This is a genomic window from Mycoplana sp. ABR4_002 (assembly GCF_056159645.1).
On the sequence record NZ_JBSWVO010000001.1, the window covers coordinates 3,359,954 to 3,377,515 of the forward strand.

The following is a 17,562-nucleotide window of genomic DNA, read 5'->3' on the forward strand; positions in this document are numbered from 1 at the left end:
CGGCGACGACCATTAGCGGCATTTTTGATGTACGTAAATCAAAAAAATCGGACCGGCTCAGCCCGCAGCGGCCAGTTCGACATGGGCAGATTTCCCGGCACCGGTGCAACTGCCGGCTTGCAACCCTTTCGAATCTCCATACATACCTGCGTCAGCACGTTCGAAACGGAGAGGAAGACCGGATGGACAGCATCCTTGTCCTGTTGCAGAGCCCGGAAGCCTGGATCGCCTTGATAACGCTGATCGTCATGGAGGTGGTCCTTGGCATCGACAACCTGATCTTCATCTCGATCCTGTCCAACAAGCTGCCGCCGGAGCATCGCATCTCCGCCCGCCGCATCGGCATCGGGCTGGCGCTGATCATGCGCCTGGCGCTGCTCGGCACCATCGCCTGGATCGTCAAGCTGACGGCGCCGGTGTTCGAGATCCTTGGACAGCCCTTTTCCTGGAAGGACATGATCCTGATTGCCGGCGGCCTGTTCCTCGTCTGGAAGGCGACCAAGGAAATCCACCACAATGTCGACCCCGTCGATCACGACGAGGACTTCATCGCCACCTCGGCGACCGCCTCCTTCGGAGCCGCGATCGGCCAGATCCTGCTGCTCGACCTCGTCTTCTCGATCGACAGCATCATCACCGCAGTCGGCATGACGCCACACCTGCCGATCATGGTGGTCGCCGTCATCGTTGCCGTCACCGTCATGCTGCTGGCCGCGACCCCGCTCGCCAATTTCATCGAGAAGAACCCGACCATCGTCATGCTGGCGCTCGGCTTCCTGCTGATGATCGGCACGACGCTGATTGCCGAAGGCATGGGCTTCCATGTCCCCAAGGGCTATGTCTATGCCGCAATGGCCTTCTCGGCTTTGGTGGAGGCGCTCAACATGCTGTCGCGCAACGCCCGGCTGAAAAAGGAAGCCGCAGAAAAGACGCGGCACTGAACCATCCGACAATGAAGGACGGCGAGCGCGCTCGCCGTCCTTCGGCCGGCAAAAGCGGCAAGGCGCGGACGGACGGGTTCGGAGCCCGGGCTGCCGTTCCGTTGGCCGCAGGACGAAACCGGAAAAACCCCTGCGTCTCCATCGCCGCCATGTCCGGTTGGCACGTCCGCACCTCCTCCTCCAGGCCGCCGGAGGGGAAAAGGTTCCGGAACTTTCCGTTAACGCTGGAAATTTTCGTCCAGTTCTACGACGCTTTATTTTCGCGGATGGGCAGGAACCTCCATGACAACACAGCAGATCCTCGCATTCTCGGTCATCTTCGCGACCATGGTCGCCTTCATCTGGGGCCGGATCCGCTACGACATCGTCGCCTGCGTGGCCCTGCTGGCTTCGGTTGCCGTCGGCATCGTGCCGCACAGCAAGGCCTTTTCCGGATTTCAGGACGACATTGTCATCATCGTCGGCAGCGCGCTCGTCGTCAGCGCGGCGGTCGCCCGTTCCGGCATTATCGGCACGACTGTGCAGCGCTTCTTTCCGAGCCTCACCTCGTTCACGCCGCAGATGCTGCTGCTGCTGGTCACGGTCGCAGTGATGTCCGCCTTCATCAAGAACATCGGCGCGCTGGCAATCATGATGCCGATGGCGTTCCAGTTTGCGCGCCGCTCTGGCATGCCGGTCTCGCGCTACCTGATGCCGATGGCCTTCGCCGCGCTGCTCGGCGGGCTGATGACGCAGATCGGCACCTCGCCGAACATCGTCGTCTCGCGCATGCGCCAGGAGATCACCGGCGACAGCTTCACCATGTTCGACTTCGCCCCGGTCGGCGGGATACTCACCATCGTCGGCATCCTGTTCCTGCTCGCCTTCAACCGGCTCGTGCCGGAGCGGACGAACCAGAATCCCTCGCTCGACGAGGCGCTCGATCTTGCCGCCTATTCCTCCGAGGCGACCGTGACCGTAAAGTCCAGCGCGGTCGGCAAGTCGCTCAACGCCATCCTCAAGCCCGGCGAGGGCGACCTGATTGCGACCACCATCATCCGCGAAGGACGCCACATGTCGCCGCTGCCGGACGTGACCATCCAGGCTGGCGACACCATTTTGATGGAGGGGACGCCGACGGCCCTTGACCGGGTGACCGCGTCGGCCGGGCTGATGCTGTCCGGCAAGCCGATCCGAGAAACCCCGGCAACCGGCGAGGAGATCGCCGCCATCGAGGCGGTGGTCTCCAACGATTCCCGGCTCGTGGGCCTGTCCGCCCGTCGGCTGGCGCTCTTTCACAGCTACGGCATCAATCTTCTCGCCGTCGGTCGGCAGGGCAAGCGGCTGACCGAACGCCTGGGCGAGATCAATCTCGCCCCCGGCGACGTGCTGGTGGTCCAGGGCGGCAGGAAGACGCTGCCATCGACCCTGCAGGAACTCGGCCTCCTGCCGCTGGCCCAGCGCGAGATTCTGCTCGGCACGCGGCGGCGCGCAATTGTGCCGGTGATCATCCTGGCGGCGGCGATGATCGCCAGCACCACAGGGGCGGTGCCGGTGGCGACCGCCTTCTTCGCTGCCGCGATCGCCATGCTGCTGTTCAGGGTGATTCCGCTGGCGGACGCCTACCGCGCGGTGGACGGCCCGATCCTGGTGATGCTCGCCGCGCTCATCCCGGTATCCGATACGCTGCGGACAACCGGCGGCAGCGAACTGATCGCCGGCTGGCTCAGCACGATCGCTTCGGGCATGCCCGCCTACGGCGCGCTGGCGTTGATCCTCGTCTCCGCCATGGCCGTGACGCCGTTTCTCAACAACGCCGCCACCGTCCTGGTCATGGCGCCGATCGCGGTCAGCTTCGCCTCCGCACTCGACTACCGGCCCGAAGCCTTTCTGATGGCGGTGGCGATCGGCGCCGGCTGCGATTTCCTGACGCCGATCGGGCACCAGTGCAACACTCTCGTGATGGGTCCTGGCGGCTACCGCTTCGGCGACTATCCGCGGCTCGGGCTGCCGCTGTCGCTGCTGATCGTCCTCGTCAGCGTCCCCGCCCTGCTCAACATCTGGCCGGTACACTGACCGGCAGGCCGAACCTTGGCACTTTCCCTTGACGCGCCGGGTCGAATATGGTCTCACCCGTGCCCAAATGGAAACTCCGCCGGCGCCGCAATTTCGGCGGCACATCGGGCTTTCCCTCCCTCAAAGCATGAGCCGATCACGCGGGAACTCCTCCGGCGGACAGTCTCACAGCATTTCGACCGGGCCGAACACAAATGAACACCTCCGCACCAAACGCCCCCGTACGCGTCCGCATCGCCCCTTCCCCGACCGGCGAGCCGCACGTCGGCACCGCCTACATCGCGCTGTTCAACTACCTCTTCGCCAGGAAGCACAACGGCACGTTCATTCTGCGTATCGAGGACACCGACGCCACCCGCTCGACGCCGGAATTCGAGACCAAGGTGCTCGACGCGCTGAAATGGTGCGGGCTTGAATGGGCGGAAGGCCCGGATGTCGGCGGCCCTCACGGCCCCTATCGCCAGAGCGACCGCAAGCACATCTACCTCGACTATGTGCGCAAGATCGAACACAACGGCCACGCCTTCCGCTGCTTCTGCACGCCCGAGCGGCTCGAGGCGATGCGCGAGGCGCAGCGCGCCGCCGGCAAGCAGCCGAAGTATGACGGGCACTGCCTCGCCCTCACCGCCGAGGAAGTGACCAGGCGCGTCGAAGCCGGCGAACCCCACGTCGTGCGCATGAAGATCCCGGCCGAAGGCTCGTGCGACTTCCACGACGGGGTCTATGGCGACGTCTCGATCCCGTGGGATTCCGTCGACATGCAGGTCATCCTCAAGGCGGACGGGATGCCGACCTACCACCTTGCCAACGTGGTCGACGACCACCTGATGAAGATCACCCACGTTGCCCGCGGCGAGGAATGGCTGGCATCGGTGCCAAAGCACATCCTGCTTTACCGGTATCTCGGGCTCGAGCCGCCGGTGTTCATGCACCTGTCGCTGATGCGCAACGCCGACAAGTCGAAGCTGTCGAAGCGCAAGAACCCGACCTCGATCTCATACTACTCCGCCCTCGGCTACATGCCGGAGGCGCTGATGAACTTCCTCGGCCTGTTCTTCATCCAGATCGCCGAAGGCGAGGAGTTGATGACGATGCAGGAGCTTTCGGAGAAGTTCGACTCCGACAACCTGTCCAAGTCCGGCGCGATCTTCGACATCCAGAAGCTCGACTGGCTGAACGGTCGCTGGATCCGCGAGAAGTTCAGCGAAGAGGCGTTCATGCAGCGCGTTCTGGTCTGGGCGATGGAGAACGAGCGCCTGAAGGAAGGGCTGAAGCTGTCGCAGTCGCGCATCACCAAGCTCGGCGAACTGCCGGACCTCGCCGGCTTCCTGCTGAAGTCGGACCTCGGCCTCGAGCCCTCCGCCTTTGCCAAGGTGAAGTCGCCACCGGAGGAAATTCTCGAGGTTCTCAACACTGTCCAGCCCGAACTCGAAGCCATCGTCGAGTGGAACGTCGAGTCCATCGAGGAAAAGCTGCGCGCGGTCGCCGACAATATGGGCAAGAAGCTGAAGGTGGTGCTGGCGCCGCTGTTCGTCGCCGTCTCCGGCTCGTCGCGTTCGCTGCCGCTGTTCGACAGCATGGCCATTCTCGGCCGCGCCGTGGTGCGCCAGCGCCTCAAGGTCGCCGCCAAGGTGGTGGCGTCGATGACCGGCAGCGGAAAGTAAGGACAGGACCATGAACGACAAGACCACGCCCGCCGCCCTTTCCTCGGATGCCACCGAGGTCCGCCGGCAGAAACTCGACCTGTTGCGCGAGCAGATCGGCGATGTCTACCCGGCGCACTTCCACCGCACGATCACCAATGCGGAGCTGGCCGAGAAATACGCCCAGCTCGAACCGGACACCGAGAGCGGCGACGTCGTCACCGTCGCCGGCCGCGTCTATTCCTCGCGCAATTCCGGCATGTTCATGGACATCCATGACGCCTCGGGCAAGATCCAGGTGTTCAGCCACAAGGATGTGACCGGCGAGCCGGCGCGCGCGCTGCTGCCGATGATCGACATCGGCGACATCATCGGCGTGACCGGCGTCGTCCGGCGCACCAAGCGTGGCGAGCTGACCATCAACGCGCAGGAAATCACCATGCTGACCAAGTCGCTGCTGCCGATGCCGGAGAAGTGGCACGGCGTGGCCGACGTGGAGATCCGCTACCGCAAACGCCATCTCGACATCATGACCAACGACGAATCGAAGCTGCGCTTCCAGCAGCGATCGAAGATCGTCTCGGGCATCCGGCACTTCATGGAGAGCGAAGGCTTCATGGAAGTCGAGACGCCGATGCTGCACTCCGTCTACGGCGGGGCCACGGCCGAACCGTTCAAGACGCACCACAACACGCTGAAGCTCGACATGTTCCTGCGCATTGCGCCCGAACTCTACCTCAAGCGCACGCTGGTGTCCGGGCTGACCGACAAGGTGTTCGAGATCAACCGCAACTTCCGCAACGAGGGCGTTTCGACCCGGCACAATCCCGAATTCACGATGATGGAGTGCTACTGGGCCTATGCCGACTACGAGGACATCATGACCCTGGTCGAGCGCATGTTCGAAAGCCTGGCGGTGGCGGTGCACGGCAAGCCCGAGTTCGCCTACGGCGACAAGGACATCTCCTTCAAGGGACCGTTCCGGCGCGTGCCGATGCCCGACGCCGTCAAGGAGGCGACCGGCATCGACTTCCTCAGCCTCAAGACGGACGCGGAGGCCCGCGATGCGGCCAAGGCCGCCGGCTTCGAGATCGAGAAGGACTGGACCTGGGGCGAGTGCCTCGCCTTCATCTTCGAGGAAAAGGTCGAGCCGACGCTGATCCAGCCCGCCCACGTCACCCATTTCCCGAAGGACATCTCACCCTTTGCCAAGGAAGTGCCCGGTGAACCGCGCCTGGTCGAGCGTTTCGAGACCTATTGCAACACCTGGGAACTCGGCAACGCGTTTTCCGAGTTGAACGACCCCATCGAGCAGCGCGCGCGCATGGTCGAGCAGCTCGAGCAGGCGCACGCCCGCGGCGAGAAGGCCAAGCAGCTCGATGACGAGTTCCTCGACGCGATCGACCAGGGCATGCCGCCGGCCGGCGGCCTCGGCATCGGCGTCGACCGGCTGATCATGCTGCTGACCAACGCACCTTCAATCCGAGACGTCATCCTGTTCCCCGCCCGCCGGGCGAAGCAGGACTGAGGCACGGCCCATCGGCACCAAACAAAAAGCCCCGCGGCAGAGCCCGGGGCTTTTTCATGTCCGCCCTCCGCCGCGGCGGACACGGCGCGCCGGTCAGTGGGCGGCGGCCAGCTCGCCCGGCGCGGCCGCCGGACCATGACCCGCGCTCCCGTCTTGCCCCGCGGCGATCACCTCTTCGCCCGGCGCTGCGGGATCCACGCATTCGGCGCGTTCCGCCATCGCCGTGACGATGGCCTTGATCTCGCCGAGGGCGAGGACCCGGCGCTCGCCGTAGAACTCGCCGTTCTCCGCCGCTGCGCCGTCGATGAAGCGCGCCTCGAACGGCGCGGTCATTCCGGCGATCTTGCCGGGGTCGCGACTGAACAGCACCTCGGCGCCGATCGCACGACCGCGCATGTCGGCGCGCAAGGACGGACCGGCCTCGTCCAGGAGCACGACCTGATAGAGATCGGCCTCTTCCTGGTTGGAAACCGCGGCGGCGACGCGCAGGGCGGTCCGGACGCGAATGTCCCCGTCATCGGCCTTGGCGCGGATGTAATGGCGCACCCACTGCTGCCCGTCCTCGTCCTGCCGTTCGGTCAGCACCGTCGTGCAGGCGACGCCGGAAATCTTCTCTTGCGACGGACCGAGGATGGCGTCGCGGCCGACATACGCGGCCACGGCCCCCGACGCTCCAGTCAGGACGACGAGCCCGGCCACTAGGATCAGCACCTTCTTCGGCAGACGCAATTTCAGCGATGGCAACTTCAAGGATACGCACTACTCTGGAACACGGGGACGTCGGACCCGGCATCGGCGGGCGATGGCCGACCCTAGTGCGCAGGGCCTTGCCGAATGCTTAAGGGGCTGCCGCAGCCCGGCCGGCGCTGCTTGCCTGGCCCGGCTCCCGCTCCGGATGGTTAACACACTCCTTCCAAGCCGCGATACTCGAGCCTCTCTTGCGAATGATTTGCAATTGCATTGACAGACCGAATTTGCCGGCTATATTTTATTGCAACTCATTTGCAAAAGCGTATTGGGAACTGCTTATGTTCGTTCGCATTCTGAAGTCCGCCCTCCTTGCAGCGGTTGTAACGGTCGGCGGGGCGGCAATGGCTGCCGCACAGGACAAGCCGAAGGTCATCACCACATTCACCGTCATCGCCGACATCGCCAGCAACGTCGCCGGCGAGGCAGCGGTCGTGGAGTCGATCACCAAGCCGGGCGCCGAGATCCACAACTACCAGCCGACGCCGCGTGATATCCTCAAGGCCCAGGATGCCTCGCTGGTTCTCTGGAACGGTCTCAACCTGGAGCTCTGGTTCGAGAAGTTCCTGGCCAATCTCGACGACGTGCCGAGCGCCATCGTCTCCGACGGGATCGAGCCGATGGGGATCACCGAGGGCCCCTACAGCGGCAAGCCGAACCCGCACGCCTGGATGTCGCCGGACAATGCGCTTGTGTATGTCGAGAACATCCGCAAGGCGCTCACCGATGTCGATCCGGACAACGCTGAGGTCTACGCTTCGAACGCGAAGGCCTATGGCGAGAAGATCAAGGCGCTCGAGGTCGCGATAGAGGCCGAACTCGACAAACTGCCCGAGGACCGGCGCTGGCTGGTCAGCAGCGAGGGCGCGTTCTCCTACCTCGCCCGCGATTTCGGCCTGAAGGAGCTGTTTCTCTGGCCGATCAATGCCGACCAGCAGGGCACGCCGAAGCAGGTAAAGGCGGTGATCGACGCGGTGCGCGCGCACGACATCCATGTCGTCTTCTCCGAGAGCACCGTGTCCGACAAGCCCGCCCGGCAGGTGGCCGCCGAAACCGGCGCCGCCTATGGCGGCGTGCTCTACGTCGATTCGCTGAGCGAGCCCGACGGCCCGGTGCCGACCTATCTCGACCTGCTGCGCGTCACTTCCGAAACCATCGTGAAGGGCTTGTCACAATGATCATCGGCGGCCGCAGGAGCCCGGCGGACGGCATCGTCGCCGAGGACGTTACCGTCACCTACCGCACCGGCGTGACTGCGCTGAGGCACGCGGCCTTCTCCGTGCCGAAGGGGACGATCACGGCGCTGGTCGGCGTCAACGGCAGCGGCAAGTCCACCCTGTTCAAGGCGATTATGGGTTTCGTTCCGCTCGCCGGCGGCCAGGTGACGATCCTCGGACTGCCGGTGCGCGAGGCCTTGCGCAAGAACCTGGTCGCCTATGTCCCGCAGGCCGAAGAGGTCGACTGGTCCTTTCCCGTGCTGGTCGAGGACGTGGTGATGATGGGCCGCTACGGCCACATGAACTGGCTGCGCATTCCCTCGCGCCGCGATCACGAGATGGTTTCCGCCGCGCTCGCCCGCGTCAACATGAGCGAGTTCCGCAAGCGCCAGATCGGCGAGTTGTCCGGCGGTCAGCGCAAGCGCGTATTCCTCGCTCGCGCGCTCGCCCAGGAAGGCCAGGTGATCCTGCTCGACGAGCCCTTCACCGGTGTCGACGTCACCACCGAGGAACAGATCATCGCACTGCTGCGCACCCTGCGCGACGAAGGGCGCGTGATCCTGGTCTCCACCCACAATCTCGGCAGCGTGCCGGAGTTCTGCGACTGGACGGTCTTCGTCAAGGGGACGGTGCTGGCCGCCGGACCGACGGCCAGCACCTTCACCGAGGCCAACCTGGAGCGCGCCTTCGGCGGCGTGCTGCGCCATTTCATTCTTTCCGGTCACGACCTGCACGAGGACGAGGACCGGCGCCAGGTCAAGGTCATCACCGACGACGAGCGCCCCTACGTCATCTACGGCGAATCGCGGAACGAAACGGGCGGATCGGGCAAGGCGGAGAAAGAAAGGGCCGGACCGTGAGCCTGCTCCTCGAACCGTTCGGCTACGGCTACATGGTCAATGCCATGTGGGTCAGCGCGCTTGTCGGCTGCGTCTGCGGCTTTCTGTCCGCCTATCTGATGCTGAAGGGCTGGTCGCTGATCGGCGACGCACTCTCGCACGCAATCGTGCCCGGGGTCGCCGGCGCCTACATGCTCGGCCTGCCGTTCTCGCTCGGCGCCTTCCTCTCGGGCGGCCTCGCGGCCGGCGCCATGCTGTTCCTCAACCAGCGCACGCGGCTGCGGGAAGACGCCATCATCGGCATGATCTTCACCTCCTTCTTCGGCATCGGCCTGTTCATGGTCTCGCTCTCGCCGGCCTCGGTCAACATCCAGACGATCGTGCTCGGCAACATCCTGGCGATCACCCCTGCCGACACCCTGCAGCTTGCCATCATCGGCGGCGTGACGCTGCTGGTCCTGCTGCTGAAGTGGAAGGACCTGATGGTGACCTTCTTCGACGAGAACCATGCCCGCTCGATCGGCCTGAAGCCGGCGGCGCTGAAGCTCCTGTTCTTCACCCTGCTTTCGGCGTCCACCGTGGCTGCGCTGCAGACGGTCGGCGCCTTTCTCGTCGTTGCCATGGTCGTGACCCCTGGCGCCACCGCCTATCTCCTGACCGACCGCTTCCAGCGGCTGATCCTGCTCGCCGCGCTGCTCGGGGCCGGCACCAGCTTCGCCGGCGCCTACATCTCCTATTTCCTCGACGGCGCCACCGGCGGCATCATCGTCGTGCTGCAGACGCTGATCTTCCTGCTCGCCTTCGTCTTCGCCCCGAAGCACGGGCTGATCGCGCTGCGCCGCCAGGGGCGGCTGGCGCTGGAGCAGAGGGGAGGCGCGGCATGAGCGACGTCATCGAGCTTGCCCTCATGCCGTTCCGCTTCGGCTTCATGCAGAATGCCTTCGCCGTGACGCTGATGATCGCCATACCGATGGCGCTGCTGTCCTGCTATCTCGTGCTCAAGGGCTGGTCGCTGATGGGCGATGCCGTCTCGCATGCGGTACTGCCGGGCGTGGTCATCGCCTATGTCATCGGCCTGCCCTTCGCCCTCGGCGCCTTCGTCGCCGGGCTCTTTTGCGCGCTGGCCGCCGGCTACATCCGCAACAACAGCCGGGTCAAGGAGGACACGGTGCTCGGCATCGTCTTCTCCGGCATGTTCGGGCTCGGGATCGTGCTCTATGTCGCGGTCGAGACCGACGTGCATCTCGACCACATCCTGTTCGGTGACATGCTCGGGATTTCCGCCTCCGACCTCGCCGAGACAGGCCTGATCGCGCTCGCCTGCACCGCATTCATCCTGCTGTTCCGCAAGGACCTGCTGGTGCAGGCGTTCGACCGGCAGCATGCCGCCGCGATCGGCCTTCCGGTTCGATTGCTGCACTACGGACTGCTGGCGGTCCTCTCCCTGGTCGTCGTCGGCGCGCTCAAGGCCGTCGGCATCATTCTGTCGGTGGCGATGCTGGTGGCGCCGGGCGCGATCGCGGCGCTGCTTACGCGACGCTTCACCACCATGCTTGCCGCCGCCGTTGCGATCGCCGTCGGCGCCTCGCTCTGCGGCATCTATCTGAGCTTCTTCCTCGACAGCGCGCCGGCGCCGACGATCGTGGTGCTGCTGACCGTCCTGTTCGTGTGGGCGTTTCTGCTGCAGGCGCTCCGTCATCGCGCGGTCCGCGCGCCCGCCCCGCCTCCCCCGCCGGCGCGCTGAACCTCCGTCCAGGCCGGCCGTCCGGCCCCGACCTTGCCCACAGCCGGCGGCCGCTGCCGCGGTCGACAGGCATTTCTTTTCCGTCTATCGTCCGCCGCGATCTGGAGGGGTCGTTCTTCGGCCGGCCCCGGCGGCGGACTGAAACAGGACTTTCATGGCACATATCGGCATCGTCGGCGGCGGCATCATCGGCTGTGCCACCGCGCTTCACCTTCTCGACCGGGGTCACCGCGTGACGGTGATCGAACGCGACGCCGGCGGCCTGCCGGCCTCGGTCGGCAATGCCGGCATCCTCGCCGTTCCCGAGATCGACCCGATCGCCCGGCCGGGCATGCTGCTCTCCGTCCCCGGCTGGCTGCTCGACCCGCTGGGGCCGCTGGCGCTGCGCTGGAAGGACCTGCCCGCGCTGTTGCCGTGGCTGACACGCTTCCTGCTTTCTTCCCGGCCGGCACAGGTCGAGCGCTCCCGCCAGGCCCTGAGCTTCCTGATGCGGTCGGCGCTCCAAGATCATGCCGCGATGGCGGCGCTGGCCGGCGTTTCCGGCCACATCCGCCGGACCGGCGCCATGGCAGTGTTCGATTCCGAGGCTGCCCGCGACAAGGCTTTCGCCCACGAGGTCGACAATGCCCGCCTGCTCGGCGGCTACGGCGTCGAGAAGCTCGACGTCGCCGAGACGCGCCGGCGCATCCCGGCGCTGCGCGGAAAGTTCGCGGGCGCGGTGTTCAACGAAGGCTACCAGACCTTCGAATACCCGCTCACCTTCCTGCGCCGCCTGCAGTCCGCGATCCGGGCCCGTGCCCGGCTCGTCGACGCCGCGGCAGTCTCGATCGCCTGGAGCAGCGACGGCATCACCGTGCGCACCGAGGCGCAGAACAACCACCTCTTCGACAAGGTCGTGGTCGCCGCCGGCGTCTGGTCGAAACCGCTCGTCGAGCGCGTCGGGCTCCATGTCCAGCTCGAGGCCGAGCGCGGCTACAACACCACCTTTACAAGCCCGCCGCTGACGCTGGAAATGCCGATCTTCTTTTCCGAGCATGGCTTCGTGGCCACGCCGTTCGAGAACATGCTGCGCGTCGGCGGCGCGGTCGAGCTGGCGCGGCCGGACACCGCCGCCAACTACCGCCGCGCCGAAGCCATGCGCAAGAGAATGCGCCGCTACGTGCCCGATCTTCCGGACGAGGGTGGAACCGAGTGGATGGGGCGTCGGCCGTCGACCCCGGATTCGGTGCCTGTGATCGGCCTGCACCCCGGCGACCCGCGCATCGCCTTCGCTTTCGGCCACGGCCATCTCGGGCTGACGCTCGCCGCCACAACGGGCCGCCTCGTGGCCGATCTTTTCGGAGGTCAGGCGGGCCCCGAACTTGACCCCTTCTCGATCCGGCGCTTCCAGTAGCCCGTTGTCATGTCTCAAGGAGCCGCGACCATGCACAAGGTCATATTCGACACCGATCCCGGCATCGACGATGCCATGGCGCTCCTGTTCCTGCACCAGCACCCGGCGATCGACCTTGTCGGTGTCACCACCGTGTTCGGCAACGCCTCGGTTGACACGACCACCCGCAACGCGTTGTTCCTCAAGCGTGAATGGAACATCCCTGCCCCCGTCGCCAAAGGCGACGGCAAGGCCTTCGACCCGATGCGCAACCCGGTCGACTGGCCGGTGATGATCCACGGCCATGACGGGCTCGGCAACATCGATCTGCCGGCCACCATCGACCTGCCTCTCGACCCGCGCCCCGCCCCCAGGTTCATCATCGACACGGTAAGGGCGAACCCCGGCGAGGTGACGCTGATCGCCGTCGGCCGCATGTCCAACCTCGCCTTCGCGCTGAAGGAGGATCCCGAGATCGCAGCGCTGGTGAAACAGGTGATCATCATGGGCGGCGCCTTCGACGTGCCTGGCAACATCACGCCGGCGGCGGAGGCCAACATCCATGGCGACCCGGAGGCCGCGGACGCGGTGATGACCGCACCATGGAAGGTCACGGTCGTCGGCCTCGACGTGACGATGAAGACGGTGATGACCCGGACGCTGCTGAATGCGATCGTCGCGAAGGGCGGCGCGCGCGCCAAGCTGCTTTCCGACATTTCGCAGCTCTACATCGATTTCTATGGTCGCCACGTCGAGGACGGCATGGTCGTGCACGACACCTGCGCCTGTGTCTATCTCGTGGCCCCGGAACTCTTCACCACCCGCAGCGGCGCGATTCGCGTCGTTGCGGGCGGGATTGCCGACGGCCAGACGATCCAGAAGCCCGACGGCCGCGCCTTTCCGCCCGGCAACTGGGATGAGTGCCCGAGCCAGTACGCCTGCGTCGACATCGACGCCGCTGGGGTGCTGCAATTGATCGAGAAGACCCTTTCCGGTTCCGCCTGACCGCTGCCAGTCGCAAGGACGGGTGGACAGGCTTCGGATGCCCGCGAGGCACCGACAACGGCAATGTTATTCGGGCCGTTCCGGCAGCCGCCAGTCAACCGGCGCGCGGCCGCGGCTCTGCAGGAAGGCATTGGCCTTGGAAAAATGCCGACAGCCGAAAAAGCCGCTATGGGCGGACAGTGGCGAGGGATGCGGCGCGCGCAGCACGAGGTGCCTGCTCTGGTCGACGAAGGCAGCCTTCTTCTGCGCGTAGGCGCCCCAGAGCAGGAACGCGACCGGGCTGCCGCTCTCGTCGACGGCGCGGATGACGGCGTCGGTGAAGCGCTCCCAGCCCTGGCCCTGGTGCGAGGCGGCGCGGCCCATCTCCACCGTCAGCACGCTGTTGAGCAGCAGCACGCCCTGGCGCGCCCAGTGCTCGAGAAAGCCGTGCCGGGCCGGGCCTATCCCGAGATCCGCCTCGATCTCCTTGTAGATGTTGACGAGCGAGGGCGGGATGCGCACGCCCGGCCGCACGCTGAAGCACAGGCCGTGCGCCTGCCCCTCGCCGTGATACGGATCCTGGCCGAGGATGACGACCTTGACCGTATCAAGCGGCGTCAGGTCGAGCGCGCGGAAATACTCCGAGCCCCTCGGGAAGATGTGCTTGCCCTGATCCTTCTCGCGGACGAGGAAGCCTTTCAATGCCGCCATGTAGGCGCTCTCGAACTCCGCCGACAGCGGCGCCCTCCAGCTTTCCCCGATCCGCACATCGCCGCCCGTCATGCCGCCCCCCGTCGCCTTCGCCGTGAGAGATAGCGCACCGCAGGCCAAAGCGGTATCCCCGGCAGAGCGCTTCCGTTCCGCCGGAGGGCGTTACGCGCCGATCCCCTGCACGGCCATCAGGCTCGCCATCCGCGCCGCCGCCAGTTCCGGCTGGTCCAAGACGTTGGCACGGTCGGCGAGGCGGAAAATATCGGCATAGTGCAGCATGCCGCGCGCCGACTGCATGCCCGCCGGCATCGTGAAGTGCCGCTGGTGGCCGTTCAGCCAGGCGAGGAAGACGACGCCGGCCTTGTAGTACTGGGTTGGCGCCTCGAAGATCTTGCGCGACAGCGGCACGGTCGGCTCGATCACGCTTCGGAAGGTTGCCAGGTCACCGGCCGCGAGCGAGGCCAGCGCCCGGGAGGCCTGCGGCGCCACCGCGTCGAAGATGCCGAGCAGCGCGTGGCTGTACTTGCGCCCGTCGCCCTCGATCAGTTCCGCGTAGTTGAAGTCGTCGCCGGTGAAGCAGAGCACGCCGTCCGGCAGCCGGTCGCGCAACGCCATCTCCTTGGCATTGTCGAGCAGCGAGATCTTGATGCCCTCGACCTTGTCCCTGTTCTCGCCGATGATCGAAAGCACCGTCTCCAGTGCGCCCTCGAAGTCTGCCGCGCCCCAGTATCCCTTCAGTTGCGGGTCGAACATGTCGCCGAGCCAGTGCAGCACCACCTTGTCCTTCGCCTGGCCAAGAATGCGCCCATAGACCGTGCGGTAGTCGTCGGGCGAGGTCGCGACCCGCGCGAGCGCCCGGCTCGCCATCATGATCGACCGCCCGCCATGCTTCTCCACGAAGCCGATCTGCTCCTCATAGGCCGCGATCACGTCCTCGAGTGTGCGCGCGTCGGCCGGCGCCAGATGGTCGGTGCCGGCGCCGCAGGCGAGATCGGCGCCCGGCACCGTCCGCGCTTCGGCAAGCGAACGGCGGATCAGTTCCTGCGCGCCGGCCCAGTTCAGTCCCATGCCGCGCTGGGCGGTGTCCATCGCCTCGGCGATGCGGAAGCCGAGCGACCAGAGGTGGTGGCGGAACGCCATTGTCGCCTCCCAGTCGATCGCCGGATTCTCCCACGGACGCACCTCCCTCCACGGGTCGGAGACGACATGCGCGGCAGCATAGGCAATGCGGCTAAACGCCGGCGGGCCGGCCGGCCGGACGGTCGGCGTTCCTGCGAGCCGATACGGTGCGCTTGCACCGTCCGCCGTCGGCAGTGTGACTGTCGCCATGGAAACCTCCTCAACGCTTTTGCATCGACATAATTTAGACCGTTCCAAATTGCAAGCGTTAAGTCGGCCCGACATCCTCGGACAGCGCCGATGTCGGGCACCGATCCTTCCACCGGCGCCGTCGGCGCCAGTTTCCAGTTGCCGCATCAACTGCGAACCCCTCCCCAACCGGCTCCTAATTGGCGGAATATCTATATGAGATATAAGTGATTTTTAGATCTGACGCACGAGCCCTCAGTCGATAGCCAACCACAGGTCGCCACAGCCGCCAAACCGAACCCCCGAACGTCAGGCGAGACCGTTCCAACGAGAGCCTTCATATTTCCGGCTTGACAAATTTGGAACGATCCAATAAATGCTTGACCATCAAGCGCGAGCAGCAAGCCTCGCAGGGGAGGGAGACTTCGTGAACAGGAGCCGGGTGACCGTTGTCGACATTGCGCGCGCCGCCGGCGTGTCGAAATCGACCGTCTCGCTCGTGCTGCAGGCAAGCCCGCTGGTCAACGAGCAGACCCGCGCCAAGGTCAACGCCGCCATCCGCGAGCTCGGCTACGTCTACAATCGCGGCGCCGCCAACCTGCGCCAGACGGCCTCGTCAAAGATCGTCGGGATAGTCGTCAACGACCTCACCAACTCCTTCTTCGCCGAACTCGCCGTCGGCATGGACATGGTCATGCAGTCCGCCGGCTACGTGCAGTTTCTCGCCAACACCGCCGAGAGCGTCGACCGTCAGCGCGAGGTGATCGCCTCGATGCGCGAGCACGGCATCTCCGGCCTGATCATCTCTCCGGCGCGCGGCACGGAGGCCGCCGATCTCAAGCCGCTGACCGCGGCCAGAGTGCCGGTTGTCGGCGTCGTGCGCAACGTCGCCGGCGCCAAGATCTCCTCGCTCACCTCGGACAACCATGCCGGCGCCCGCGCCGCGACCGAACACCTGATCGCGCTGGGCCACCGCCGCATCGCCTTCCTCGGCGGCTTCTCCGACACGGCCGTGTCGAGCGAGCGCATGCAGGGCTATCGCGAGACCCTTGCGACCGCCGGGATCGCGCCCGACGCCGCGCTTGTCGTCACCTCCGCGCCGTCGCGCGCCGGCGGCGTCGCCGCGATCGAGCGCGCCATGCTGATCGCCGACGGCCCGACGGCCGCGTTGTGCTTCAACGACGCCGTCGCCTTCGGCGTCTGCGACGGCCTGCGCGCCCGCGGGCGCGAGCCGGGCCGCGACTTCGGCGTCGTCGGCTTCGACGACGTGATCGAGGCGGAATCGGCCGTGCCGGCGCTGACGACGGTGTCGGTCGATCCGCAGGGCATGGGCCGCCGGGCCGCGCAGATGCTGCTGAAGCAGATCAATTCGGGTCGGGTCGAACCGGAGACGATCGTTTCCTCGGTGCGGCTGGTGGTACGCCAGAGCTGCGGGGCGGCGCTGAAGGACATGGGACGGAGGGTACTCGCATGACACGGTGGGGATTGATCGGCGCGAGCACGATCGCGCATGAGTGGGTGATCGACGCGATCCGCGCAACGGGCGGCGACATCGTTTCCGTCATGAGCAGCAGCGTCGAGCGCGGCCGGAAATACGCGGCCGAGCACGGCATCGCGAAGTCGGTCGTGACGCTCGATCAACTGGTCGGCGATTCCGAGGTCGATGCCGTCTACATCTCCACCACCAACGAACTGCACCGCGACCAGGCGCTCGCCGCCGCCCGCGCCGGCAAGCACATCCTGTGCGAAAAGCCGCTGGCGGTGTCGCTGGACGATGCGCGCGCCATGGTGAAGGCGGCGAATGAGGCCGGCATCGTGCTGGCGACCAACCATCATCTGCGCAACGCCGCCACCCATCGTGCGATGCGTGATGCGATTGCCGCCGGCCGGATCGGCACGCCGCTGTCGGCCCGCGTCTTCCACGCGGTCTACCTGCCGCCGCACCTGCAGGGCTGGCGCCTCGACAGGCCGGAGGCCGGGGGCGGCGTCATCCTCGACATCACCGTGCACGACACCGACACGTTGCGCTTCGTGCTCGGCGACGATCCGGTCGAAGCCATTGCCTTCTCGCAGGCCGGCGGCATGAGCAAGGCCGGGCTGGAAGACGCGGTGATGGGCGTGCTGCGGTTCAAGAACGGCGTGATCGCCCAGTTCCATGACGGCTTTACAACCAAATTTGCCGAAACCGGGCTGGAGGTGCACGGCACCGAGGGCTCGCTGATCGGCCGCAACGTGATGACCCAGCGCGCGGTCGGCACGGTGACGCTGCGCAATGCCGAGGGCGAACAGCAACTGCCGCTCGACCAGCGCAATCTCTATGAGACGGCCCTTGCGGCTTTCCACGCGGCGGTTGCCGGCAAGGGGATGCCCTCCGCCACCGGCAAGGACGGGGTCTGGTCGCTGGCGACCGGCCTTGCCGTCGTCGAAGCGGCCAGGAGCGGGCGCGCCGTCAAGATCGAAACCGGACTTTGAG

The 17,562-nt window shown here is 66.0% G+C and carries 15 protein-coding genes; 12 read left to right on the plus strand and 3 right to left on the minus strand.

Features of this window, described 5'->3' with window-relative positions; genetic code table 11:
- Positions 1-182 precede the first annotated feature (182 nt).
- From ACXAGF_RS16010 to lysS, 4 genes are all read left to right on the plus strand, one after another.
- Entirely contained in the window at positions 183-941 is a 759-nt protein-coding gene (locus tag ACXAGF_RS16010) for a TerC family protein (protein ID WP_475018371.1), read from the plus strand.
- A 282-nt stretch (positions 942-1,223) separates the two neighbouring features.
- The gene (locus tag ACXAGF_RS16015) at positions 1,224-2,996 is read left to right on the plus strand and encodes an SLC13 family permease (RefSeq protein ID WP_475018372.1); all 1,773 of its coding nucleotides are present in this window, start codon (positions 1,224-1,226) and stop codon (positions 2,994-2,996) included.
- A 194-nt stretch (positions 2,997-3,190) separates the two neighbouring features.
- The gene (gene gltX / locus ACXAGF_RS16020; protein WP_475018373.1) at positions 3,191-4,660 is read left to right on the plus strand and encodes a glutamate--tRNA ligase; all 1,470 of its coding nucleotides are present in this window, start codon (positions 3,191-3,193) and stop codon (positions 4,658-4,660) included.
- 10 nt (positions 4,661-4,670) lie between these two features.
- Positions 4,671-6,167, plus strand: coding sequence for a lysine--tRNA ligase (gene lysS / locus ACXAGF_RS16025; RefSeq protein WP_475018374.1), 1,497 nt, complete (start codon positions 4,671-4,673; stop codon positions 6,165-6,167).
- Between the two features lie 93 nt (positions 6,168-6,260).
- On the opposite strand, the gene ACXAGF_RS16030 is transcribed toward lysS, so the two are convergent.
- Positions 6,261-6,917 (minus strand): hypothetical protein, encoded by a 657-nt coding sequence (locus ACXAGF_RS16030; RefSeq protein ID WP_475018375.1) that lies wholly within the window; start codon positions 6,915-6,917, stop codon positions 6,261-6,263.
- A 341-nt stretch (positions 6,918-7,258) separates the two neighbouring features.
- On the opposite strand from ACXAGF_RS16030, the gene ACXAGF_RS16035 reads away from it, so the two are divergent.
- The 6 genes from ACXAGF_RS16035 to ACXAGF_RS16060 all read left to right on the plus strand — a co-directional run bounded on the left by ACXAGF_RS16035 (position 7,259) and on the right by ACXAGF_RS16060 (position 13,091).
- Positions 7,259-8,092, plus strand: a complete 834-nt coding sequence (locus tag ACXAGF_RS16035; protein WP_475019322.1) for a metal ABC transporter substrate-binding protein — start codon at positions 7,259-7,261, stop codon at positions 8,090-8,092.
- Entirely contained in the window at positions 8,089-8,991 is a 903-nt protein-coding gene (locus ACXAGF_RS16040) for a manganese/iron ABC transporter ATP-binding protein (protein WP_475018376.1), read from the plus strand. The genes ACXAGF_RS16035 and ACXAGF_RS16040 overlap by 4 nt, the downstream gene beginning before the upstream one ends.
- A 32-nt stretch (positions 8,992-9,023) precedes the next feature.
- Complete coding sequence (locus ACXAGF_RS16045; RefSeq protein ID WP_475019323.1) at positions 9,024-9,854, plus strand: metal ABC transporter permease; 831 nt, start codon at positions 9,024-9,026, stop codon at positions 9,852-9,854.
- A complete protein-coding gene (locus tag ACXAGF_RS16050) occupies positions 9,851-10,714 on the plus strand; it encodes a metal ABC transporter permease (RefSeq protein WP_475018377.1) in 864 nt (287 codons plus the stop codon). The genes ACXAGF_RS16045 and ACXAGF_RS16050 overlap by 4 nt, the downstream gene beginning before the upstream one ends.
- 154 nt (positions 10,715-10,868) lie before the next feature.
- Entirely contained in the window at positions 10,869-12,107 is a 1,239-nt protein-coding gene (locus tag ACXAGF_RS16055) for an NAD(P)/FAD-dependent oxidoreductase (RefSeq protein ID WP_475018378.1), read from the plus strand.
- 30 nt (positions 12,108-12,137) lie between these two features.
- The gene (locus ACXAGF_RS16060; RefSeq protein ID WP_475018379.1) at positions 12,138-13,091 is read left to right on the plus strand and encodes a nucleoside hydrolase; all 954 of its coding nucleotides are present in this window, start codon (positions 12,138-12,140) and stop codon (positions 13,089-13,091) included.
- 66 nt (positions 13,092-13,157) lie between these two features.
- On the opposite strand, the gene ung is transcribed toward ACXAGF_RS16060, so the two are convergent.
- Together ung and ACXAGF_RS16070 are read right to left on the minus strand one after the other, a co-directional pair.
- On the minus strand, positions 13,158-13,853 hold the full coding sequence (gene ung / locus ACXAGF_RS16065) for a uracil-DNA glycosylase (protein ID WP_475018380.1): 696 nt from the start codon (positions 13,851-13,853) through the stop codon (positions 13,158-13,160).
- Between the two features lie 90 nt (positions 13,854-13,943).
- The gene (locus ACXAGF_RS16070) at positions 13,944-15,110 is read right to left on the minus strand and encodes a dihydrodipicolinate synthase family protein (RefSeq protein ID WP_475018381.1); all 1,167 of its coding nucleotides are present in this window, start codon (positions 15,108-15,110) and stop codon (positions 13,944-13,946) included.
- 406 nt (positions 15,111-15,516) lie between these two features.
- Here ACXAGF_RS16070 and ACXAGF_RS16075 point away from each other — a divergent pair, with 406 nt between their 5' ends.
- On the plus strand, positions 15,517-16,563 hold the full coding sequence (locus ACXAGF_RS16075; protein ID WP_475018382.1) for a LacI family DNA-binding transcriptional regulator: 1,047 nt from the start codon (positions 15,517-15,519) through the stop codon (positions 16,561-16,563).
- Complete coding sequence (locus tag ACXAGF_RS16080) at positions 16,560-17,561, plus strand: Gfo/Idh/MocA family protein (RefSeq protein ID WP_475018383.1); 1,002 nt, start codon at positions 16,560-16,562, stop codon at positions 17,559-17,561. Before ACXAGF_RS16075 ends, ACXAGF_RS16080 begins: the two co-directional genes overlap by 4 nt.
- The last annotated feature ends 1 nt before the right edge of the window (position 17,562 follow it).